Annotated in this window: 19 protein-coding genes; 10 read left to right on the top strand and 9 right to left on the bottom strand. The window is 72.0% G+C overall.

The annotated features are described in order from the left end of the window. Positions 1-32: 32 nt before the first annotated feature. Positions 33-1,460 (bottom strand): 2-hydroxymuconic semialdehyde dehydrogenase, encoded by a 1,428-nt coding sequence (locus tag ACIBEA_RS22755; RefSeq protein WP_399263660.1) that lies wholly within the window; start codon positions 1,458-1,460, stop codon positions 33-35. 228 nt (positions 1,461-1,688) lie between these two features. On the opposite strand from ACIBEA_RS22755, the gene ACIBEA_RS22750 reads away from it, so the two are divergent. The 4 genes from ACIBEA_RS22750 (at position 1,689) to ACIBEA_RS22735 (ending at position 6,131) form a co-directional block, all read left to right on the top strand. Continuing rightward, the gene (locus tag ACIBEA_RS22750) at positions 1,689-2,648 is read left to right on the top strand and encodes a LysR substrate-binding domain-containing protein (RefSeq protein WP_399263658.1); all 960 of its coding nucleotides are present in this window, start codon (positions 1,689-1,691) and stop codon (positions 2,646-2,648) included. A gap of 429 nt (positions 2,649-3,077) precedes the next feature. Further along, positions 3,078-5,108 carry a transglycosylase domain-containing protein gene (locus tag ACIBEA_RS22745; RefSeq protein WP_399263656.1) on the top strand — a complete coding sequence of 677 codons (2,031 nt, stop codon included), beginning with the start codon at positions 3,078-3,080 and terminating at the stop codon, positions 5,106-5,108. 188 nt (positions 5,109-5,296) lie between these two features. Next, complete coding sequence (locus ACIBEA_RS22740; RefSeq protein ID WP_399263654.1) at positions 5,297-5,536, top strand: chaplin; 240 nt, start codon at positions 5,297-5,299, stop codon at positions 5,534-5,536. Positions 5,537-5,660: 124 nt separating this feature from the next. After that, a complete protein-coding gene (locus tag ACIBEA_RS22735) occupies positions 5,661-6,131 on the top strand; it encodes a DoxX family protein (RefSeq protein WP_399263652.1) in 471 nt (156 codons plus the stop codon). 20 nt (positions 6,132-6,151) lie between these two features. On the opposite strand, the gene ACIBEA_RS22730 is transcribed toward ACIBEA_RS22735, so the two are convergent. Together ACIBEA_RS22730 and ACIBEA_RS22725 are read right to left on the bottom strand one after the other, a co-directional pair. Next, positions 6,152-7,447 (bottom strand): MFS transporter, encoded by a 1,296-nt coding sequence (locus tag ACIBEA_RS22730; protein WP_399263650.1) that lies wholly within the window; start codon positions 7,445-7,447, stop codon positions 6,152-6,154. Next, entirely contained in the window at positions 7,444-7,983 is a 540-nt protein-coding gene (locus ACIBEA_RS22725; RefSeq protein WP_399263649.1) for an ArsR/SmtB family transcription factor, read from the bottom strand. Before ACIBEA_RS22725 ends, ACIBEA_RS22730 begins: the two co-directional genes overlap by 4 nt. A gap of 199 nt (positions 7,984-8,182) precedes the next feature. Between ACIBEA_RS22725 and ACIBEA_RS22720 the strand changes: the two genes are divergently transcribed. Continuing rightward, a complete protein-coding gene (locus tag ACIBEA_RS22720) occupies positions 8,183-8,410 on the top strand; it encodes a hypothetical protein (protein ID WP_399263647.1) in 228 nt (75 codons plus the stop codon). 110 nt (positions 8,411-8,520) lie between these two features. Further along, on the top strand, positions 8,521-9,873 hold the full coding sequence (locus tag ACIBEA_RS22715) for a hypothetical protein (protein WP_399263645.1): 1,353 nt from the start codon (positions 8,521-8,523) through the stop codon (positions 9,871-9,873). 23 nt (positions 9,874-9,896) lie between these two features. On the opposite strand, the gene ACIBEA_RS22710 is transcribed toward ACIBEA_RS22715, so the two are convergent. Together ACIBEA_RS22710 and ACIBEA_RS22705 are read right to left on the bottom strand one after the other, a co-directional pair. Then, complete coding sequence (locus tag ACIBEA_RS22710) at positions 9,897-10,541, bottom strand: NADPH-dependent F420 reductase (protein WP_399263642.1); 645 nt, start codon at positions 10,539-10,541, stop codon at positions 9,897-9,899. 59 nt (positions 10,542-10,600) lie between these two features. Continuing rightward, on the bottom strand, positions 10,601-11,458 hold the full coding sequence (locus ACIBEA_RS22705) for an inositol monophosphatase family protein (RefSeq protein WP_399263640.1): 858 nt from the start codon (positions 11,456-11,458) through the stop codon (positions 10,601-10,603). A gap of 145 nt (positions 11,459-11,603) precedes the next feature. On the opposite strand from ACIBEA_RS22705, the gene ACIBEA_RS22700 reads away from it, so the two are divergent. Next, positions 11,604-12,518 carry a LysR family transcriptional regulator gene (locus ACIBEA_RS22700; protein WP_399263638.1) on the top strand — a complete coding sequence of 305 codons (915 nt, stop codon included), beginning with the start codon at positions 11,604-11,606 and terminating at the stop codon, positions 12,516-12,518. A 56-nt stretch (positions 12,519-12,574) separates the two neighbouring features. Here ACIBEA_RS22700 and ACIBEA_RS22695 read toward each other — a convergent pair whose 3' ends face one another. Together ACIBEA_RS22695 and ACIBEA_RS22690 are read right to left on the bottom strand one after the other, a co-directional pair. Beyond that, a complete protein-coding gene (locus ACIBEA_RS22695; RefSeq protein ID WP_399263636.1) occupies positions 12,575-13,237 on the bottom strand; it encodes a response regulator in 663 nt (220 codons plus the stop codon). Further along, on the bottom strand, positions 13,234-14,475 hold the full coding sequence (locus ACIBEA_RS22690) for a sensor histidine kinase (RefSeq protein WP_399263634.1): 1,242 nt from the start codon (positions 14,473-14,475) through the stop codon (positions 13,234-13,236). The genes ACIBEA_RS22695 and ACIBEA_RS22690 overlap by 4 nt, the downstream gene beginning before the upstream one ends. Positions 14,476-14,774: 299 nt before the next feature. Between ACIBEA_RS22690 and ACIBEA_RS22685 the strand changes: the two genes are divergently transcribed. Then, positions 14,775-16,325, top strand: a complete 1,551-nt coding sequence (locus tag ACIBEA_RS22685; protein WP_399263632.1) for an alpha/beta hydrolase family protein — start codon at positions 14,775-14,777, stop codon at positions 16,323-16,325. Positions 16,326-16,349: 24 nt separating this feature from the next. Here the strand turns inward: ACIBEA_RS22685 and ACIBEA_RS22680 are convergent, their stop codons facing one another. Next, positions 16,350-17,126 carry a MerR family transcriptional regulator gene (locus ACIBEA_RS22680; protein ID WP_399263630.1) on the bottom strand — a complete coding sequence of 259 codons (777 nt, stop codon included), beginning with the start codon at positions 17,124-17,126 and terminating at the stop codon, positions 16,350-16,352. 202 nt (positions 17,127-17,328) lie between these two features. Here ACIBEA_RS22680 and ACIBEA_RS22675 point away from each other — a divergent pair, with 202 nt between their 5' ends. After that, entirely contained in the window at positions 17,329-18,582 is a 1,254-nt protein-coding gene (locus ACIBEA_RS22675) for a serine hydrolase domain-containing protein (RefSeq protein ID WP_399263628.1), read from the top strand. 14 nt (positions 18,583-18,596) lie between these two features. On the opposite strand, the gene ACIBEA_RS22670 is transcribed toward ACIBEA_RS22675, so the two are convergent. Continuing rightward, positions 18,597-19,028, bottom strand: a complete 432-nt coding sequence (locus ACIBEA_RS22670) for a hypothetical protein (protein WP_399263626.1) — start codon at positions 19,026-19,028, stop codon at positions 18,597-18,599. Between the two features lie 198 nt (positions 19,029-19,226). Here ACIBEA_RS22670 and ACIBEA_RS22665 point away from each other — a divergent pair, with 198 nt between their 5' ends. Beyond that, complete coding sequence (locus ACIBEA_RS22665) at positions 19,227-20,108, top strand: GNAT family N-acetyltransferase (RefSeq protein WP_399263623.1); 882 nt, start codon at positions 19,227-19,229, stop codon at positions 20,106-20,108. Positions 20,109-20,157 lie beyond the last annotated feature (49 nt).

The raw sequence follows: 20,157 nt of genomic DNA, 5'->3' as shown, positions 1-20,157 counted from the left end.
TGGGGCGGGGGCTGCCGCAACAGGGCGGTGGGTCACAGTTTCACGCACACGTTCATCGGCTCGGAGAAGAAGTCGAGGGAGTGGTCGCCGCCCTCGCGACCGATCCCGGAGGACTTCACGCCGCCGAAGGGCGTGCGCAGGTCGCGCAGGTTCCAGGTGTTGACCCAGGCGATGCCCACCTCCAGCGCGGGGGCGACCCGGTGGGCGCGGGCGAGGTCGTCGGTCCACACGGTGGCGGCAAGGCCGTACGGGCCGGCGTTGGCCAGGGCGAGCGCCTCCGCCTCGGTGTCGAAGGGCGCCAAGTGCACGACGGGGCCGAAGATCTCCTCGCGCACCGCCGGGTGGTCCTCGGGCAGTCCGGTCAGCACGGTCGGCTCGACGAAGAAGCCACCGTCGCGCTCGTCGCCGAAGCTCGGCGCGCCGCCTCCCGCGAGCACCTCGCCGTCGGCAGCCGCCTTGGCCACGTGGCCGAGCACCTTGTCGCGGTGGGCGGCGGAGATCATCGGCCCGTAGCCGCTGAGCGCCCGCGCCCCTTCGGCGAGCCGCTCGGCGAACTCGTCGAAGACCGAGCGCTCGACGTACAGCCGCTCGGTGCACAGGCATACCTGGCCACTGTGGGTGAAGGCGGACCGGAGTGTGCCCGCGACGGCCCGGTCCAGGTCCGCGTCGGCGAAGACCAGCCCCGCGTTCTTGCCGCCCAGCTCGAAGGAGACCGGCGCGAGGCGGGCCGCGGCGGCGCGCATGATGGTGGTGCCGGTGCCGGACTCGCCGGTGAAGGCGATCGCGTCCACGCCGGGGTGCTCGGTGAGCCACTGGCCGGCGGCGTCGGCGCCCGGGCCGTGCACGAGGTTGAAGACCCCGGCGGGCAGTTCGGCCTCGGCGGTCACCTCGGCCAGCAGACAGGCCGTACCGGGCGTGAGCTCGGAGGGCTTGGCGACGACCGTGTTGCCCATCGCCAGGGCGGGCGCGACCTTCCAGGTGAGCAGCAGCAGCGGCAGGTTCCAGGGCGAGATCACCGCGACCACGCCGAGCGGCTTGCGCACGGTGTAGTTGAGCGCGCCCCGCCCGTCGGGGGTCCCGGTGTGCCAGGACCGCTCGCTGCGCCCGGCGAGGAGCTCGGCGTACGCGCGGAAATTGGCGATGGCCCGCGGGATGTCGACGCCGGCCGCGAGCTCGCGGGGCTTTCCGGTGTCGGCGCACTCCGCGGCGACGAATTCCTCGAACCGCCGCTCGATGCCGTCGGCGATGCGGTGCAGTGCCCGGGCCCGGTCGGCGGGGCTCCACGTGCCCCACGGCCCGCGCAGCGCCTCCCGGGCGGCGCGCACCGCGCGGTCGACGACCTCGACGGGGGCCGAGGGCACCTCGCCGACGGTGCGTCCGTTGACCGGATCGACGAGCGGGAACGGATCGCCCGACGCGTCGAAGCCGCCTCCCACGTAATGCCGCACAGGTGCGCTCACCTTGCAGACCTCCCCTAGCAGGCCGGGGGCTTCGGTTCTGGACCCCGGATCGTGCGGACATCATGCGCCGACATCGGTATGCCCAACCAATGCCAAATCACGTGGTTCCCATACCGGTTCAGATATGGAAGGGTCGGATGCGGCCTGCAAAACAGCTGGGAACCGGCCAGCACTGCGCCCCGATGCGACACGCCCCGTGGAGAGAACCCCCTGAAAGGGGCTGCCCCGATGGACCTGCTGGACGGCCGGTTGAAGTTCCGGCACCTGACGCTCCTGGTCGCGATCGTGCAGCACGGGGGCGTGGCGCGGGCGGCGCAGGCGCTGCACCTCACGCAGCCCGCCGCGACCCGTACCCTGCGGGAGCTGGAGGCCATCGCCGACCTGCCGTTGTTCGTGCGCGAGCCGCGCGGCATGCGCCCCACCGTCTACGGGGAGGCGCTGACCGGACACGCGCGGGCGGTGATCACGGAGGTCCGTCGGGCCGGTGAGCACCTGGACGGCCTGCGGCAGGGCCACGAAGGCACGGTGACGGTGGGGACGCTGCTGGCCGGTGCGAACGTGCTGCTCCCCCGGGCCATCGCCCGCCTGAAGCAGGAGCGCCCGCGGCTGACCGTGGTCGTCCGCGAGGGGACCGTCGACGTACTCCATCCCGCCCTACTCGGCGGCGAGTTGGACGTGATCGTGGGTCGGGTGGGCCCGGCGCCGAAGGAGGGCGAGCGGCTGCACCAGCGGATGCTGTACCGGGAGCGGATCATGCTGGCGGTCCGCGCCGGACACCCCCTCCTGGACCCACGGCCACCGGTGGGTACGCAGGCCGCGCCGCTCTCGCTGCTGGACGCGCTGGAGTACCCGTGGATCCTGCCGGTGGAACAGACCGCACTGCGGCAGGAACTGGAGGCCCTGTTCGTGGAACAGGGCCTGGCGCTCCCGGTGGACCGGGTGGAGTGCACGTCGATCCTGACGATGCGCGCCCTGCTGCTCCAGACGACCATGGTGGCGCTGCTGCCCGAGCTGGTGCTGCGCGACGACGAACGCCTGGCGGCCCTGCCGGTCGACCTCCCCTCGGTGAGCCGGACGGTGGGCACGACGGAAGCGTCGCACCGCACCCGCACCCCCGCCCTACAGGCCCTGCTCCAGCACTTGGACGAGGAGGCCGCCCACCTGGTCGGCACACACCGATCGCCGTAGCGGCGTTTCGCGGTGACGGGCTCGGACCCCGAGGAGATCAAACAGAGGCTCGAAGAACTGGATGCGGCCCGACCCGATCATGCGTGCGTTGCGCCCGAGCGAGTCCCGGGCGGTGCTGGTCGGGGTCGCGGACTGCTCGTCCTGGCCGGGACGTTGGACGTGCTCGCCGGACTGGTCGCCGCCCAGGGCGACGTCGCGTACGCGCTGAGGCGAACCGCCGCCGCCCAGATGTCGAATGGTGACCGCCGGTAACCACCGCCGACAGTAGGCGATTTGCCCATCTCACCCGATAGATCGCGATCTAAGTCCCGTGCCGCATTTGAAGATTTTGTGAACGAACCAACCACGACCGCGATGTGATCATCTTCCCGGCCGAGTCCGTCGCCGCCCCGAAGCGACGGCTCGCGATCGAGGAGGTCCGCATCCCCCATGAGGCTGCCCCACAAACGCCGCGCGGATGACACCGGCAGTACGGACACCACTGGGAGCGACGAGCGAACGGAAGGTCCGCAACGCACCGGGCGCCCGCCGGGGCGAGCGGAGAGACGCAGGTCAGCCCGTAGGAAGGTCCGTCGCCGTCTCATCGACTTCCCCCGGCGCGGCCGGCGGGGCTGGCGGCGCTGGACGCCCTCCTGGAAGCTCGTCTGCGGCCTGTTCCTGTTCTTCGTCGCCGCCCTCACCGGCCTCTTCATCACCGTCTACATACAGGTCGAGATACCGGACCCGCACGACTCGGCGAGCCGCCAGGCCACCGTCTACTACTGGGCGGACGGCAGCCGGATGGTGAGCGTCGGCAATGTGAACCGGCAGGACGTGAAGCTCGCCCAGGTTCCCGACTCCGTCCAGGGCGCCGTCATCTCGGCGGAGAACGCGGACTTCTACAGCGACTCGGGCGTCTCGGTGACGGGCATCGGGCGCGCCGCCGTCAACATCTTCAAGGGCAAGGAGACCCAGGGCGGCTCCACCATCACCCAGCAGTACGTGAAGAACTCCTACCTGAGCCAGGACCAGACCGTCACGCGCAAGGTCAAAGAACTCTTCCTCTCCCTGAAGATCAGCAACCAGCGTCCCAAGGCGGAGATCCTGGAGGGGTACCTCAACACCTCCTGGTTCGGCCGCGACGCGTACGGCGTCCAGGCAGCCTCGTACGCCTACTACGGCATCCCCGCCAAGGACCTGAACCCCGGTCAGGGCGCCCTGCTGGCGGCGGTGCTCAAGGGCGCGGAGAGCTTCGACCCGTCCCTCAGCGCCGACAACCACCAGCGGGCCGAGGACCGCTGGAGCTGGATCCTGGACCGGCAGGTCACCACGGGTTCGATGAGCGCCGAGGAACGCGCGAAGTACACGAAGTTCCCCGAGCCGAAGTCTCCCGTCAAGCCGACCAGCCAGGCGGGGCAGACCGGTTACCTCGTCGACATCGCCAACAAGTACCTCAAGAGCCGCAGCGGGATCACGGACAAGGACCTGGCCGGTGGTGGCTACAACGTCCACACCACCTTCGAGAAGGACAAGGTGCTGGCGCTGACCAAGGCCGTCGAGCAAGTGCGCGCGGAGCGCCTCGACCCGAAGAAGCGCGCGGAGGACGAGCACGTGCAGGTCGGCGCCGCCTCGATCCGCCCCAAGGACGGAGCGGTCATCGCGGTCTACGGCGGCTCCGACGCGATCGAGCACTTCACCAACAACGCGGACACCTCGGGCGTGCCGGCGGCCTCGGCGTTCAAACCCTTCGTGTACGCAGCTGCCCTGGAGCAGGAGTCCGACGGCAAGAACCGCCCCGCCGCCACTTCGGGCCCCGCTCCCCCCAAGCCCGAACCGGCAGGGCCGTCGACGTCGTCCGTGGCCCTCCACGCGGCCCTGGTGAACTCCGACCACACGCCGTTCGTGGAGATCGGCAAGAAGATCGGGCTGAAGACGGTCAAGGAGGTGGCGGTCGCGTCGGGGCTGCGCGAGGAGAGCATGGCCAAGTTGGAGCCGACGTTCTCCATCGGCACCTCCACGCCCAGCGCCGTCCGGCTGGCCAGCGCCTACACGACCTTCGTCAACCAGGGCCGGGCCGCCGACCCCTACTCGGTGACCAAGGTCGAGCGGAACGGCGTCGCGGTGGACGGCGGCTTCGGTCCGGGCAAGCCGCGGCGGGCCGTCAGCGCCGACACGGCCGCGGCCGTCGGCTCGGCGCTGCGCCAGGTGAGCTGGACCGCCCTCGGACCGCCGAAGGACGCAAACACCTTCGTTCCGTCCTGGGCGGGCAGGACCGGTCCGAACGACCGCATGAACTCCGCCTGGTTCATCGGCGTGACGCCGGACCTGAGCACCTCGGTCGCGATGTTCCGCACGAAGCCCGACGTCCCGCAGCTGCTGCCGATGCAGGGTGTGGGCGGCCCCGATTCCGAGCGGGGCAGCGCCTTCCCGCCGCTGATCTGGAAGGCCTACAACGAGGCCGTCGCGCCCGCGCGGCCGTAGCCGTGGCCTTACCCGTGGGGCCGCCGGACGCTCCCCCCTTGGGCCGGATGCCGTCACGCACGGCCCCCTTCGGGTGAACGGACCGGCTGGGGCCGAACCGTACTGCGGTGCCGTGCCGAAGAGGGGGTGCGGCCCGGTACCGGGCCGCTGGCGCCCAGGCGTCATTGGAGCAACAAGGAGAGCCCCTCATGTCTCGTCTTCTGAAGAGCGCAGCCCTCGCGATCGCCGTCGGCATGGCCGTCGTCGGTGGAGCGACCGCGGCGTCGGCCGATGCGGGCGCTTCCGCCGTCGCCGCCAACTCTCCGGGCCTCCTGTCGGGCAACGTGATCCAGGTTCCGATCCACATCCCGATCAACGTCTGCGGCAACACCCTCAACGTGCTCGCCCTGCTCAACCCCGCCGGCGGCAGCACCTGCATCAACAGCTGAAGCCCTGGCCCGACCCCGGCCCGGGGCAGAACTGCCGGAGATTCCTCCACCGGGACCGATGAGTTCGGTCGGTGGCGGCGGTCAAACCTGAGGAAGCCACGACAGCCGACCAGGGAGACCTCACATGTCCAACACCGCCGCCACCACCGCCACCACGACGCCGGCTACGACCGCCTCCGCCGCTACCGCCACCCCCTCGGCCACGAAGTCCGGCAAGTCCGGCCGGTCCGCGAACCGGGTGGTCTGGACGCTGCGCATCCTGCTCGCGCTCTTCTTCGCCCTGGCCAGCGCGCTGCCCAAGCTGCTGGCGCTCCCCGCCGCGACCACCGTCTCCGACGCCATCGGCGTGGGCCACTGGTTCATGTACCTGACCGGGCTGGTGGAGCTGGCCGGAGCGGTCGGGCTGCTGGTCCGACGGCTGGCCGGGCCGGCCGCCACGGCCCTGATCGTCTTCCTGGCGTGCGCCTTCGTCACCCAGCTCACCGCGATGCACGGCGAGAACGCCGGGACCCCGTTCCTCTTCATGGTGCCGCTGGCCGTCATCGCCTGGAACCGGCGCGCCGAGACCTTCGAGCTGCTCGGCCGCCTGCGCTGATCCGCTGTCCACAGGGCCCGTCACACGTCCTGGGACGCACCCTCCCGGACGGGTTCCTTGGGTGCCGGGTGAACGGGAGCATCGTCCCGGGCGGCGGCGCTCAGCGCCGCTTCGACCCGCCGATTGTTGGTCATGGACGCGGTGACGACCGTCATCGCCAGGAGCATGCCGGCCGCGGCGTAGAGCGGGGTACGGAGGTCGAAGGCGGTGGCGAGCCAGCCGCCGAGGAAGGCCCCCATGGGGGCGGCGCACATGGCCAGCATGCGGGAGGTGGAGGCGACCCGCCCCATCAGGTGGGCCGGCACGATCGCCTGCCGGAGGGAGGGGCCGAGGACCATCGTGGCCCCCATGCCGGCCCCGCAGACGGCGAGCGCCAGCCCGGCGACGTACGCGTTCGGGGCAGCGGCCAGGCCCAGGATCGCCAGCCCTTCGACGGTGGCCGTGCAGGTCAGCGCGGTGCCGGTGCCCAGTCGTCGGCCGAGGTAGGAGGCGATGCCCGCTCCGAGCAGGCCGCCGGTGGCCTCCGCCGTCAGGAGCAGGCCGAAGCCGAAGGTGTCGACGCCGAGGCGGTCGTGGGCGAAGAGGGCGAGTACGGTCTCCACGGCGAGGAAGGCGACGTTCCCGACGGCCGGGCGCAGCGCGAGCCCGAGCAGCAACCGGTCCCGGAAGACGTACGAGGCCCCCGCCCGCGCCTGCCGGAGCAGCGACTCGCGGACCTCCGGCACGGGCCGGGGCACGGCGGGCAGCGTACGTACGAGCAGGGCGGAGACCATGAACGACACCGCGTCGGCGAGCAGCGGAACCGCCCGCCCGAGCGCGAGCAGCGCACTGCCCGCGGGCGGACCCGCGAAGCCCGACATGGCCGTCTGGGCGCCGCGCAAGCGGGAGTTGGCGCGCTCCAGGAGTGCGGGATCGCGCCGGAGCAGGTCCGGCAGATAGGCCGTGGCGGCCGTGTCGAAGAAGAGTCCGCCGATGCCGAGGAGGAAGGCGACGGCCGCGAGCAGCGGAATGCTCAGCACGTCGAGCGCCGCCGCCACCACGGGTACCGCGAGCAGTACCGCCCGTGCCGCATCCGCGACCCACATCGTGCGCCGACGGTCCCAGCGGTCCACCAGCGCGCCGCCGAGCACGCCGAAGAGCAGCCAGGGCAGCGTTCCGGCGGCCGTGACGACGGCGAGCGCCATCGGATCCCGCGTCAAGGTCAGCGCGAGCAGGGGCAGCGCGGCGTGCATCACCCCGTCACCGAGCGAGGACACCGTCTGCGCGGTCCAGAGCCGCCCGAACCCGGCCGGCAACTTCTGTATGTCCGAGCTCACTTGGTTTTCCCCTCCACCTGCTGGCGCGCCGCCGGGTGGAACAGCGCGAAGACGAGCGACGCATCCGGGAGCGACGGATCGGACAGCTGACGGTATTCGTCCGCCAGCGCCTGCAAACGCTCGCCCAACGCCGTGAACTGCTCCTCGGTGAGCCGCAGGTGCGCCATCCGCACGTGCCGCTCGGCATCCGCCGGCGCCGCCTCCAGGTCCGCCACCGCGTGCCGCATCAGCACATCCGGGCCCCCCTCGCCCGTGTCCGGCAGCACGATCGCCCGCGCGGCCATGGCGTAGTACCGCTCGGTGACCCCGCGGACCTTGCGGGTCCGTACCACCTTCACCAGGCCGGCCCGCTCCAGCAGCCGCACGTGATAGCTGGAACTCCCCTTCGCGAGGCCCACCCGCTCGGCGATCTGCGTGATCGTCGCCGGCTCGAAGCGGAGCACGGCCATGATCCGGTGGCGCGTGAGGTTGGAGACGGCGCGCAGTTGCTCGTCGGTGGTGACGTGGAACGTCTCGGGAAGATCATCGATTGGCATGCGAGTAATGGTCAACGACTCTTGACCATTGCGCAAGGGCATATGGCGGGCGTGTTCTTGAGGCGTGTCGCGCACCGGCAGTCCCGACGCTCAGCGGGCGAAGGGCGAGGGGCCCCTGGGGCGACTACACCTTTCGGCCTACCGCGCTTCGGGCCCTGCGGAGGACGCTCTCCGGGCGCCACCACGAGAGGGTTGATCCGTGCGAACAACCATCGGATACACCCTCGAAAGCATCGGCTACGTCGTAGGAGCCCAGGGGCTCGTCGGCTTCGCCTCGCAGACCTTCTTCGACACGGAGTGGGGCTGGCTGCACAAGGTCGTCGACCTTCCGCCCGCCGCCTATCTCGGCATCGTCGCCACGGGGCTGGCACTCGTCATCGTCGGGGTCAGGACACGAAGGACGCCCCAGCGCCAGGAGACGGCCTGACCCGCGATCCCCCACGACGGCCGATGCCCTGGCCCAGGAGTCGTCGCGCGTGACATCATCGCCCGTATGACTCACCTCCGCGCACGGAAGGGCGGCCACCGCCCCGTCCGGTGAAGTGGCTGGACGAGGCCGTGTCCGCGGGACACGCCACGACGGCCGCCCACCCCTCCCGCATCACGGTCATCGACGCGCTACGCGCCGACCGCACCGGCCCCGTACCCCGCCGGCTGCTCCAACTCTCGCACTCCGACGATGCGTTCGTACGTCGAGAGGCTCTGGACCTCCTGTCGTACGCCGAGGCAGGCAGCCCGTGGCTCGAAGCCGCCGCGGCCGCGCTCGCGCGACTCACCGACCCCGATGAAGAGGTACGCCGCCGAGCCGCGCACCTCGTCGTGCGCGCCGGCGGTCGGGACGTCGGGCTCCGGGCGCTCGGCGAACTCACCGAGCCCGTGGTGCGCACTGTCCTCGCCGATCATCTCCAGGGTTCCCTCGCCCACTTGCGGGACGACCCCCTGCCCTCCGTACGCTTCCTCGTCCGCCTGGAGGCCCTGCGCGTTGCCCCGGCACCCCAATGGCCCTCGCTCGATGGGGCGTTGCTCGCCGATGCCCGTGCGGCCGCGATCCACCTGGACCGCGTCGGTCGGCGCTGGGGCCGGGTCCTGTGCGACCTGGGGCGCGAGCGTCACGTCCACGCCCTGGTGGCGCGACTCCTGGGCGACCCCACCACCCGTGACATCGGCGCCGGCTTGGCCCGGGAGGCCTGTCACCACTGGCGGGCCGCCCCGGTCGCACTCCTACCGCTCCTCGTCCGCCACTGCGGACCAGAAGTCAGCCCTGCCATGGCCAAAGCCCTCACGACCGCCTCCGTCTCGCGCGCCGCGATGCGCGCACACGGCGCACTGTTCGCCACGGTCGCCGTCACCCCGTATCCCCGACCCCGTCACCTTTTCGGCAGTTCGAGCCCGACGCAGAGGCCGACGTACGACAGCGCCACCGCCGGCGCGGTCCTGCGGGCCAAGCCCGTGGACACCGGTCGGCTCCACCACGCCCCCGAGCTCTTCGGAGCCTTGCTGGACGCAGGCCCGCTGACCTTCCGCCAGGCTGCCCAGCTGTACAACCTCACGTTCAAACGGCCCGGGCGCATGCAGGGGGTGTGCGCCCCGCTGTGGCTGCGGCACGCCGGCCCCACCGCCGCGCCCCGTGTCCTCGCCCTCATGACACCGCACCTCGATGCCTACGGCATCGGCGAGTACTACGCGGAGGGACTTGCGCGCATGGGCCGCCATGCGCTGCCCGCGCTGCCCGCGCTGACGGCACTGATCGATCGACGTACCCGGATCCCGGTCAACGACTCCACCCGGGACGGCGAGATGATGCTCGACGAAGGCCTGCTCGCCGCCGCGCTCGCCGCCCGTCACGCGATCCTCGCCGACACCGCTCCCCCGGCTCAAGCCGCCCCCTGAGCAGGCATGAGCCGGTGGGCGGGTCAGCGGGCCAGGGAGATGGCGAAGGGGGCGAAGCCGTTGCGGCGCAGGATGTGGGGGACGAGGAGGACCATGGCTTCGGTGGCGCGGGCCGTGGTGATGTCGCCGAGGTCCTCGATCCGGGCGGGCTGCCAGCCCAGGTCCGCGAGGAGGTCGGTAACGGTCTTCTTCGCCTCGTCGTCGTTGCCCGAGAGGTAGGCGGTCGGTGGGGTGGTCAGGGTCTCGGGAGCGGTCATGACCATGAACAGCATGGTGTTGAGGGTCTTGACGACCCGGGTGTCGGGGAGTGCGGCTTGGAGTCTTTCGGCGAGGCTGCTGCCGGGGTAGAGGAGGTCGCCCGGGAGCCCGTCCTCGGCGTCGTGGGTGGCGTTGGAGACGTCGATGAGTATCTTGCCGGCGAGTTCGGTGCGCAGGTCGGCCAGGCGGTCGAGGGCGCTGTCGCCGGGGGTCGCATTGATCACGATGTCCGTGGTGCGGGCGGTGGTGCGCTGGTCGGCGAAGGAGATCCGCTCGGAGAGCCCGGTGGCGCGGGCGGCGTTCTCCTCCGGGGTGCGGCCGCCGAGCGTGACGTGGTGTCCGGCCGCGGCGAGCTTGGTGGCGAGGTTGGTGCCCACTCGGCCGGTGCCGAGGATGCCGATGGTGGTCATGGGGTGGTGCTCCTTGTGCTGTTGAGGGGGGAGGGGAGGGTGAGGAGGAGGGGGCTGCGTCAGGCGATCGGCTGGAGGATGTCGAGGGTGGCCTGGTGGAGGCCGGGGGCGGCGGCCAGGAAGTCGCGGCTGGCGGTGCTCCAGGCTTCGCCCGCCAGGTCGGTGACGGTGCCGCCGGCCTCGGCGACCAACAGGGCGCCGGCGACCAGGCCGGAGCGGACGTCGGAGAACTGCCAGAACGCGTCCATCCGCCCGGCGGCGACGTGGATGAGCTGCATCGTCGCCGGCACGGACACCCGTACCACCAGGCCGTTGACGAGCATGGCGGTGACCGAGTCACCGATCCGCCGGAAGGTCGCCTCGTCCTCGCCGGGCTTGGCCTGGCCGGTACCGATGAGGGCCGCACCCAGGTCGGCCTTGGCGGACACCTTCAGCGGGTGACCGTTGAGGTGGGCGCCGCCGCCGGCGACAGCGGTGTAGGTGTCACCGGTCAGCGGCAGGTGGACGACCGTCAGCACCGGGTGGTTGTCCCGGACCAGGGTGGCGGTCACGGCCCAGTCCGACATGCCGTGGACGTGGTTGATGTTGCCCTCGGCGGGGTCGACCACCCACCACTCCCCCGCCGGCAGCGCGCCACCGGCCAACTCGTCCTCCGCCCACTGCGACCCCGGCCGGGCCTGGAGAAGCGGCTCCCGGAGCACGTCCAGCACCGCGTCGTCATTGGCGTGGATCTCCGCCACGACCTCCTCCAGGCTCACTCCCCGGGCATGCGGGGTGAAGCGGTCCAGCAGGATCAGGCCGGCGGTCCTCACCACGGCGGTCACCTCGGACAGGAACGTGGCGGTGACTGCGGCGGTGGCGGTGACTGCGGCAGTGGCAGTGGCAGTGGCTGTGGCAGTGGCAGTGGCAGTGCTCATGGCGGGCTCCCTGAGTTCGGTCCGTACGTCGGTCAATCGGGCGGCGCCGGGGGCGACTTGCGCTGTTCCCCTTGCCGCACTCCGAAAGTTATGGCCCCGGACGATTAACGACAAGTGCATGCTCTGCACTTATAGAGTTACTGCCATGCAATTGGACTTGAACCTGCTCACCGCCCTGGACGCCCTCCTCGAAGAGGGCAGCGTCGCCGGCGCCGCTGCCCGTCTGCACGTCACCGCCCCCGCGATGAGCCGCTCGCTGGGGCGCATCCGCAAGGCCACCGGCGACCAGATCCTCGTACGCACCGGTCGCACCATGGTCCCCACCACTCGCGCGCTCGCCATGCGCGCCCAGGTCCACACCCTCGTGCAGCAGGCGCACCAACTCCTCGCCGCGCAGCAGGAGCTCGACCTGGCGGGCCTGAAGCGGGTCTTCACCGTGCGCTGGCACGACGCCCTGACCGCCGCGTGCGGCACGGCCCTGATCAGCGCCGTCCGTCGCGAAGCCCCCGGCGTCCAGCTGCGGATGTCCGCCGAGCCGGGCACCGACACCCCGGAGCTGCGCCGGGGCGAGGTCGACCTCCAATCGAGTGCCGGTGCTCCGTCGCTCCCGGACGTCCGCCGCCGCCTGGTCGGCAGGGACCGGCTGGTCGTCGTCTTCCGCCCGGGCCACCCGCTCACCGCGGGTGCGCTGACCCCCGAGCGCTACGCGGCCGCCGAGCACCTCACCGTCTCGCGGCGCGGGAACCTGCGCGACCCGATCGACGACGCCCTCGCGGCGACGGGCGGCCTCGAACGCAGCGTCGTGGCCTCCGGGCCCACCTCCGCCTTCGCCCTGCGACTCGTACTCGGCACCGACCTGGTCGTCACCCTGCCGGACGCGGTCACCCGCACCGCCCGGGAGCGACTCGGCCTGGTCACGCTGCCGCTGCCGGCGCCGCTCCAGATGCCCGACGTCCCCCTGTACCTGCTCTGGCACCAGCGCTACGACGACGACCGCGCCCACGCCTGGCTGCGCGAACTGGCCGTGCGCACCGTCCGGCCGCTGTTCGCGCCGCAGTGATCCTCCCGCGATGTTCCCGCCAGGGGCAGAGGTCGTCGCGGCGGGCGGCGGGTGCGTCATGCCGGGTGGACGAGGCGGCTCTCGTAGGCGAAGACCACGGCCTGTATCCGGTCGCGGAGCTCCAACTTGTGCAGGATGCGCCCCAGATGGGACTTCACAGTCGCCTCCGCGAGGTCGAGCGCGGCGGCGATCTCGGTGTTGGACCGGCCGGCGCCGACCTGGACGAGCACCTCGCGCTCACGGGCGCTGAGCCGGTTCAGTCGCTGGGTGCGCTCCGCGGCGCTGCCGTCGGGGATGTGCGGGCGCAGGTCCTCCAACAGGCGGCGGGTGATCCGCGGGGAGACCACCGCGTCGCCCGCGGCCACGTTGCGTATCGCCGCGAGCAGCTCCTCGGGCCTGGTGTTCTTCACCAGGAAGCCGGACGCTCCGGCCCTGAGTCCGGCGAAGGCGTACTCGTCCAGGTCGAAGGTGGTGAGGATCAGCACCCTGCTCCGCGGCGAGACCCGGACGACCTGCCGGGTCGCCTCGATCCCGTCGGTCCCGGGCATCCGGACGTCCATGAGGACGACATCGGGGCGCAGCTCCCGGGCGAGGCGTACGGCCTGGGCCCCGTCGGCGGCTTCGCCGACCGGCGCCATGTCGGGCTGGGCCTCCAGGACCGTGCCGAATGCCATGCGCAGCAGTGCTTCGTCGTCGGCGATCAGGATGCGGATCGTCATGCGGACGCCCCTGCGCCGCTGCCGAGGAAGAGGCACGTACGGACTCCCCAGCCGCCGCCCGGAAGCGGTCCGACCTCCAGCGTCCCCCCGTAGGCGGCCGCGCGCTCGCGCATGCCGGGGATGCCGTGGCCGGCCGGGACGGTGCCGGGCAGGCCGGGGCCGCCGTCGGTGACGTCCACGGTGATGTTCCCGGCTCCGACCGCGGTCACGGCGCCCGTCCCGGCCCCCGCTCCCGTCCCGGCCCCCGCTCCCGCGCCGGTCGAGCACCGTATCCGGACCCTCGCGTGCGTGCCGGGGGGTGTGTGTCTGAGGCTGTTGGTCAAGGCTTCCTGTACCAGGCGGTAGACGGTGAGTTGTGCGGTGGCCGGTACGTGGCCGTGCTCGCCGTGGACCTCGACGCGGGTCGGTAGCCCGGCGGCGCACATCTGGCCGGCGAGCGCTTCCAGTTGTGCGATGCCCGGCAACGGGTGGCGCTCCGCGCCCGGTTCGCCGTCCGGCTCGTCGGCCCGCAGGATCCCCAGCGAGCGCCGCATGTCGGTCAGGGCCTGCCGGCCCGTCTCGGAAGCCTGGCGCATCGCGGCGGTGGACCTGTCGGGCGAGCGGTGCTGCGCGTACACGGCGGCGTCGGTGAGCGCGACCATGACGGACAGGTTGTGGGTGACGATGTCGTGCATCTCCCGGGTGATGCGGGCCCTCTCCTCGGCGGCGGCCAGTCGCGCCTGCTGGTCCCGTTCCCGCTCCAGGCGTGCCGCCCGTTCCTCCACGGCTGCGAGATAGGCGCGCGTGGTCCGTACGTTCACCCCCAGGACCGCGGCGGCGACGACCATCGCGGTCACCGCGACGAAGGGGGTCAGGAACGCGCCGTCCGTCGCCCAGCTCAGGCAGGCGAACAGGGCCCCGCCCTCCGCGACGGCGGCGGCGATCAGCGTGCCGCGCCGGTCCGCGCGCGCGGCCACCGTGTAGAGGGCCACCAGCAGGGCGATGTCCGCCGGCAGCGGGACGTCCATCAGCCACTGGACGAAGGCCGCGGCCGCCACGGCGCCGAACACCGTGCGGGGAGCCCGGCGCCGCCACACCAGGGGCAGCACGAGGGCGGTCGTGAGGGCCGCGGCCACCGGCAGCTCGCGCGGCGCCCGGGTGGTCACGACGTTGAGGAGGAGGAGCGCCGGCAGCAGCGCGTCCCCCACCACCGGCGGCAGCCGCAAACCCCGGTACCGGCGCCCCACGACCTCGGTCATCACACGTCCCGTCGATTCGGCCGCGGCGCTCCAGCGCTCCGGACCTGCGGAAACTCCGGACCTGCGGAACTCCGGCGCTCCGACGCTCCGGCGGCTCCGTCACCGTAGGCCGCCGGAGCGCGCAGCACATGAGTCCAGCGTCTGACGGCGCGGCGGCGGGCTACGACCACAGGAGGAGTCGCGGTACCTCCTGCGGTTGCAAGGAGGCCGCTGACCCGACCCGATCGATTGCCCTTCCGGTCGCACGGGGACCGCGTCGGTTTGCGACCCCGGTCACCTTCTGGGGCGACCCGGGACCGATGCGTCGGCGCACGCCCGGCGCCGAACATGGCCGGGTGAACGAGACCGTCGCGGGGCTGTACCTGTCGCCCCTGGAAGTCCTTGCCCTGCTGGGCGCCGCCGCGCTGGTGATGGCGCGCTGGCTCCCCACTGCCGCCCGCCCACCCGTCGTGCTCGCGGCGGGGGTGGTGCTCGTGCCGTCCGCGATCGTGCTGGGCGTGACGTCGGGGATCCGCTGGCAGATGGTGCCGGTACTGGCGGGCGGCGCCGTCGCGTTGCCGTTCGCCCTCTCGCCCCTCCTCCGATCGACAGGACTGCCGCGCCTGTCCCGGCACCGCCACGCCGGCCGTACCGGCCACACCGCCCGGCCCGCCCGGCGGGCCCGCTGGTGGCTGGCGTTGCCGGGATCGGCGGCCTGCCTCGGCCTCATCGCCACGGGGCCGGTGGCCGCCTGGGCCTTCCCCGTCCCCGAGTTCCCCGAGCCGTCGGGGGAGTACGCGGTGGGCACCCGGGTGGTGCAGTGGACCGACCCGCGCCGCCCCGAGACCTTCACCGCCGACCCGCACGACCTGCGCACCGTCGTGGTCCAGTTCTGGTACCCCGCCCGGGAGAGCCCCGCGGGCGCGCGGCCGGCCCAGTACCTCGGACGCACGGAGCACGAGGCGCGCACCGTCTCGCGCGCCCTCGCCCGCGGGGTCGGCCTGCCCGACTTCCTGGTCGACGGCGTCCCGCGGGCCCGCACCCGTTCGGTCTTCGACGCCCCCGTGGCCGGTGGAGGCGGACGGTTCCCGGTCGTACTGTTCTCCCCCGGGTCGGGTGGCGTGCGTACCCAGAACACCGCCTGGGCGGAGGAACTGGCCAGCCACGGCTACGTGGTCGCCGCCCTCGACCACCCCTACGACTCCGCCGCCGTCGTCCTCGCCGACGGCCGGACGATCGAGGCCGTGACCGAATCCAGCGGAGACCGGGACGAGGACGCCGAGCTGGCCGCCCGGTGGACGGCCGTGCGGGCCGCCGACCTCGGCTTCGTCCGCACCCGGTTGGAGCGGCTGGACCGTCCGGACCAGGGCGAGAGCGCGGACCCGCTGACCGGACGCCTGGACACCGGTCGGGTCGCGGTCGCGGGCCACTCCATAGGTGGCGCCGCCGCGCTACAGGCGGCGCGGCAGGACCGCCGGTTCGGCGCCGTCATCGATCTCGACGGCTACCCGCACGGCCCCGACTCGCCCGCCCTCGCCCAGCCGACGCTCGCGCTCACCCAGGCCATCACCTCGGGGACCGACCCGCGTTACCTCCCCCGCCTCACGGTGGCACTGAGGCTCAACACCGCGACGAGCTACCGGCTCACCGTCACCGGCGCCGCACACCTCACCTTCATGGACGGCCCCCTGTACCTGCCTCCCGTACCCTCCGTCGTCGGATCCCTGGGACGTACCCGGAGCCCCCGGGTCGTCGCCGCCACCACGCTCGCCTTCCTGGACGCGACCTTGCGGCACGAGCCCGGTGACCTGGCCGGCGCCTTGTCGGCATACGGCGAAATCAGCGTGTACGCCCCGGACGGCAGCCGCTGATCGGCCGCGCCCCGGCAGCGGCCGTCACTGACGTGGAACGGCGATGCCCGCTGCGCGCAGCTCCGTCTCGACCAGCGCGTTCAACCTGGCGATGGAGCGTGATCCGTCTTCCCGGTGGTGGTTGACCATCCCGTACCGGGAGGCGGTCTCGGGGTGGTCCCGGAACCCGGTCGGCATCGCCAGCAGTGTGCGGTCGGCGAGCAGCTTGTCGGCCAGTGCGGACGCCAGCTCCTCGATCCGCGGGTCGTCCGGGTCCCAGGACCGGGCGTCCAGGCCGCGCTTGGTCAGCTCGACGGACTCGGGATCATCGAGCGAACGTTCCAGCCGGGTGAGGAAGTTGTCGAAGATCTCCGGTACCAGTGCCCGGGCCAGCACGAGGGCCTCCCGTTGCCCGGACACGTAGTCGGGACCGAAGCCGAGTGCGGCGAGCCGATCCAGGACCGCGCAGGCCCGGTCGGGCAGCAGGGCCCGGTCCCCGTGGTCGAGACGGTGCAGCCGGTCGCGGCGCTCGGTCAGCTCTTCGATCCGTTCGGTGAGCCGGCGGTGGACGTCGCCCAAGGTGGCCGCGAACGCCTCGGGGTCGGCGTCGAGGAGGTCGGCGATCTCGGCCAGCGGCACGCCGACCGCGGCCAGGGTCCGGACCTGGACCAGCCGGAACAACTCGCCCGATCGGTAACGGCGGTAGCCGGAACCGTCGCGCTCCGGCTCGGCAACCAGGCCCAGCCGGTGATAGTGGCGCACGGTCTTGATCGTGACACCGACGTACGAGGCCGCCTGGCCGATCGTGAGCCCGTCCGCCATCGGTTCGACGCACCTCCAGATCATGGGCGGCCGCCGACCCGTCGGGGACTGCCGTCGCCGGCGAGCATAACGCGCGCGCTGCGCTTCCGGGATTGACCTTGACCCTGGGTCAAGGGTGCAGGTTTCTCCGTAGGCCGCCACGAGAACCGGCACGGCACACCCGCACACCCACACACCACACACCACCCAGAGGAGACCCGTCATGGGAACGCGCAACAGCACCGCAACCAACAACGCCAACGACAACGGCTTCACGGAGGACGGGCTGCGCCGACTGCGCGAAGTGCTGGCACGGCACGTCGAGTCCCGGCGGATTCCGGGACTCGTCGCCCTGGTCGGCCGCGGCGGCCGGACGCACGTCGAAGCGATCGGGACGATGCGTCATGACGGCGGCGCGCCGATGCGCCGGGACACGATCTTCCGGATGGCGTCCACCTCCAAACCGGTCACGATGGCCGCGGCGATGGTGCTCCTCGACGAGTGCCGGCTGCGGCTGGACGATCCGGTGGACCCGTGGCTGCCGGAGCTCGCCGACCGGCAGGTGCTCAGGCGGCCCGACGGACCGCTGGACGACACCGTGCCGGCGCGGCGGCCGATCACCGTACGGGACCTGTTGTCCTCGACGTTCGGGCTCGGCGTGGACTTCGAGTCGATGGCCTCGCCGATCCGGGCGGCGACCTTCGAGCGCCTCGACTACAGCGTGGCCTCCGGGCCGGCGCCCGAGCCGGACGAGTGGATGCGGCGCCTCGGCGAACTGCCGCTGCAGTACCAGCCCGGGGTGCGCTGGCAGTACGACCTGAGCAACGAGGTGGTCGGCGTGCTCGTCTCCCGGGTCGCGGGACGGTCGTTGGAGGCGTTCCTGCGCGAACGCGTCCTCGATCCGCTGGGAATGGTGGACACCGCCTTCCACGTGCCCGCCGACAAGATCGACCGGTTGCCGCCCCTCTACGGGCCCGATCCGCGGACCGGCGAGTTCACCGTGTGGGACGAGGCGGTGGGGGGACGGTCCAGCACGCCACCCGCGTTCCAGGGCGCCGGCGGCGGGTTGGTCTCCACCGCCGACGACTACCACGCCTACTTCCGGATGTTGCTCAACCACGGGATGCACGGCAGTGAACGGATCCTGTCCCGGGCGGCCGTGGAGCTGATGACCACCAACCGCCTCTCACCCGATCAACTCGCCTCTCGGGAAGCCATGTTCGGCAACGTCGCCCACCTGTCCTGCGGCCAGGGCTCGGCCGGCGGCTGGGGCTTCGGGATGGCGGTGCGCACCCGACGCGACGACTACGCGCCCGTCGGCCAGTTCGGCTGGTTCGGCGGTACGGGCACCGCCGCCCACGCGGACAGGACCCACCGGATCACCGGCGTCCTGCTCACCCAGGTCGGGCTGTCCACCCCGGATTCACCGCGCGTCATGAACGACTTCTGGACCACTCTCCACCAAGCCGTCGCCTGACGCCGTCCCCGGGATCAGTTCGTGCCGTCCCATTCGTCCGCGGTCATGGGCCTGGCGTCCGGGTAGTGCCGCTGGATCTCGCCCAGCACCCACGCGTCGGCCGTACGGACGTCCCAGCTGGAGCTGTCGAACTCCCGGAAGGTCAGCACGAGTTCCCCACCCGCGTACCCCTCGAAGTCCCCGTCGACGGCCTGTAGGTGCGGCGCCTCCATGGCCAGCAGCTCCAGGGTGGGGATCCCGGTGTCCGTGTCCGCCGATGCCTGCACCATCCGGGCGAAGGCCGGGTGCCGCTCGTCCACCATCCGGGCCTTCCACCTCAGCCCGAGCCCGTAGCTCCCCAGCCGGACCAGCAGCTCGGCCAGGGTGACGTAGTGACGCCCGGCCGGACGGCGGCCCGGGTGCGGGCCACCGCCGTCCCGCCAAGCCGCGAAGGAAACCATCTGCATGGTCTCCATTCTCCCGGCTCGCACCGGTCCTTCGTTAACCCTTTGCCGAAGAGCCGACGGTCCGGCTAGGTTCTCCCCGCCGGCCGATCCTGTTCGGAAGCGGCGCTGTCGACGAGGAGGTGTGGAGCACATGCGCAGGAGTGCCCAGCAGTTGAGCCCGCGTACTGCCCTTTGCCCCTTCCTCACGACGGAGACACCTTGTCGTCTCGCATCACCGCACTGACCGACCCCGCTCACGGCGCGAACAGCCGCCGTCTTGCCTGGCTGGCGTCCGACGCCGATTCCAGCCCCGTCGGAAGCGCCTTCCTGCGCCTGTTCAACAGTCCCGGACAGGAGCACCTGGCCGAGCTGACCCTCCAGGTCCATCCGGCGGAGCGCCGCCTGCGCGTCGGCTCGCAACTCCTGGACGCGGCCGTGGCCGCTGCCCGAACCGATTCCCGCCGCTGCGTCATCGCGCAGGCCGAGGCCGGATCGCCGGGCGACCACTTCCTGCCGGCGCGCGGTTTCAGGAAGGTCCTCACCATGAGGTACACCCGCTTGCCGCTGGCCGACACGGACACCACCGCCCTCACCCGCATCATCGAGCGTCCGCATCCCGGCTATCGGCTGATGTCATGGCACGGATCCGTGCCCGACGGCCTCGCCGAGACGTTCGCCGCCTCGCGTCGTGCCATGGACGACATGCCCATGGACGACACCGACTACGGCACGGTGAGCTGGGACGTGGACAGCGTCCGCGCCGCGGCGAAGGCTGTCGAACAGCGTGGTGACCACCTGCACACCGTCGTCGCCGTCGACGCCTCCGACGGCTCGATCGCCGGGTTCACCGAGCTGGTCGTCCCCGGCGACGGCAGAGGTGACGGCCAGCACTACGGCACCGGTGTGTTGCCCGAGCACCGTGGACACGGCCTCGGCCGATGGATGAAGGCCGAGTCGATCCGACACGCCCACGAGCGCCACCCGGACCTCGGCGGCCTCCTGACCGACACCGCCGACGGCAACATGTCCATGAGGCAGATCAACGACGGCCTCGGCTACACGCCCACGCACACGACGCACCAGTACCAACTCGACCTCTAGGGTGGACGGCCGGGCCGGGCCTGACATCACATGGACCGGCCCGCCCGAA

The sequence above is a fragment of the Streptomyces sp. NPDC051555 genome (assembly GCF_044454405.1).
Lineage (GTDB): Bacteria > Actinomycetota > Actinomycetes > Streptomycetales > Streptomycetaceae > Streptomyces.
This window is presented reverse-complemented; position numbering and strand designations above follow the sequence as displayed.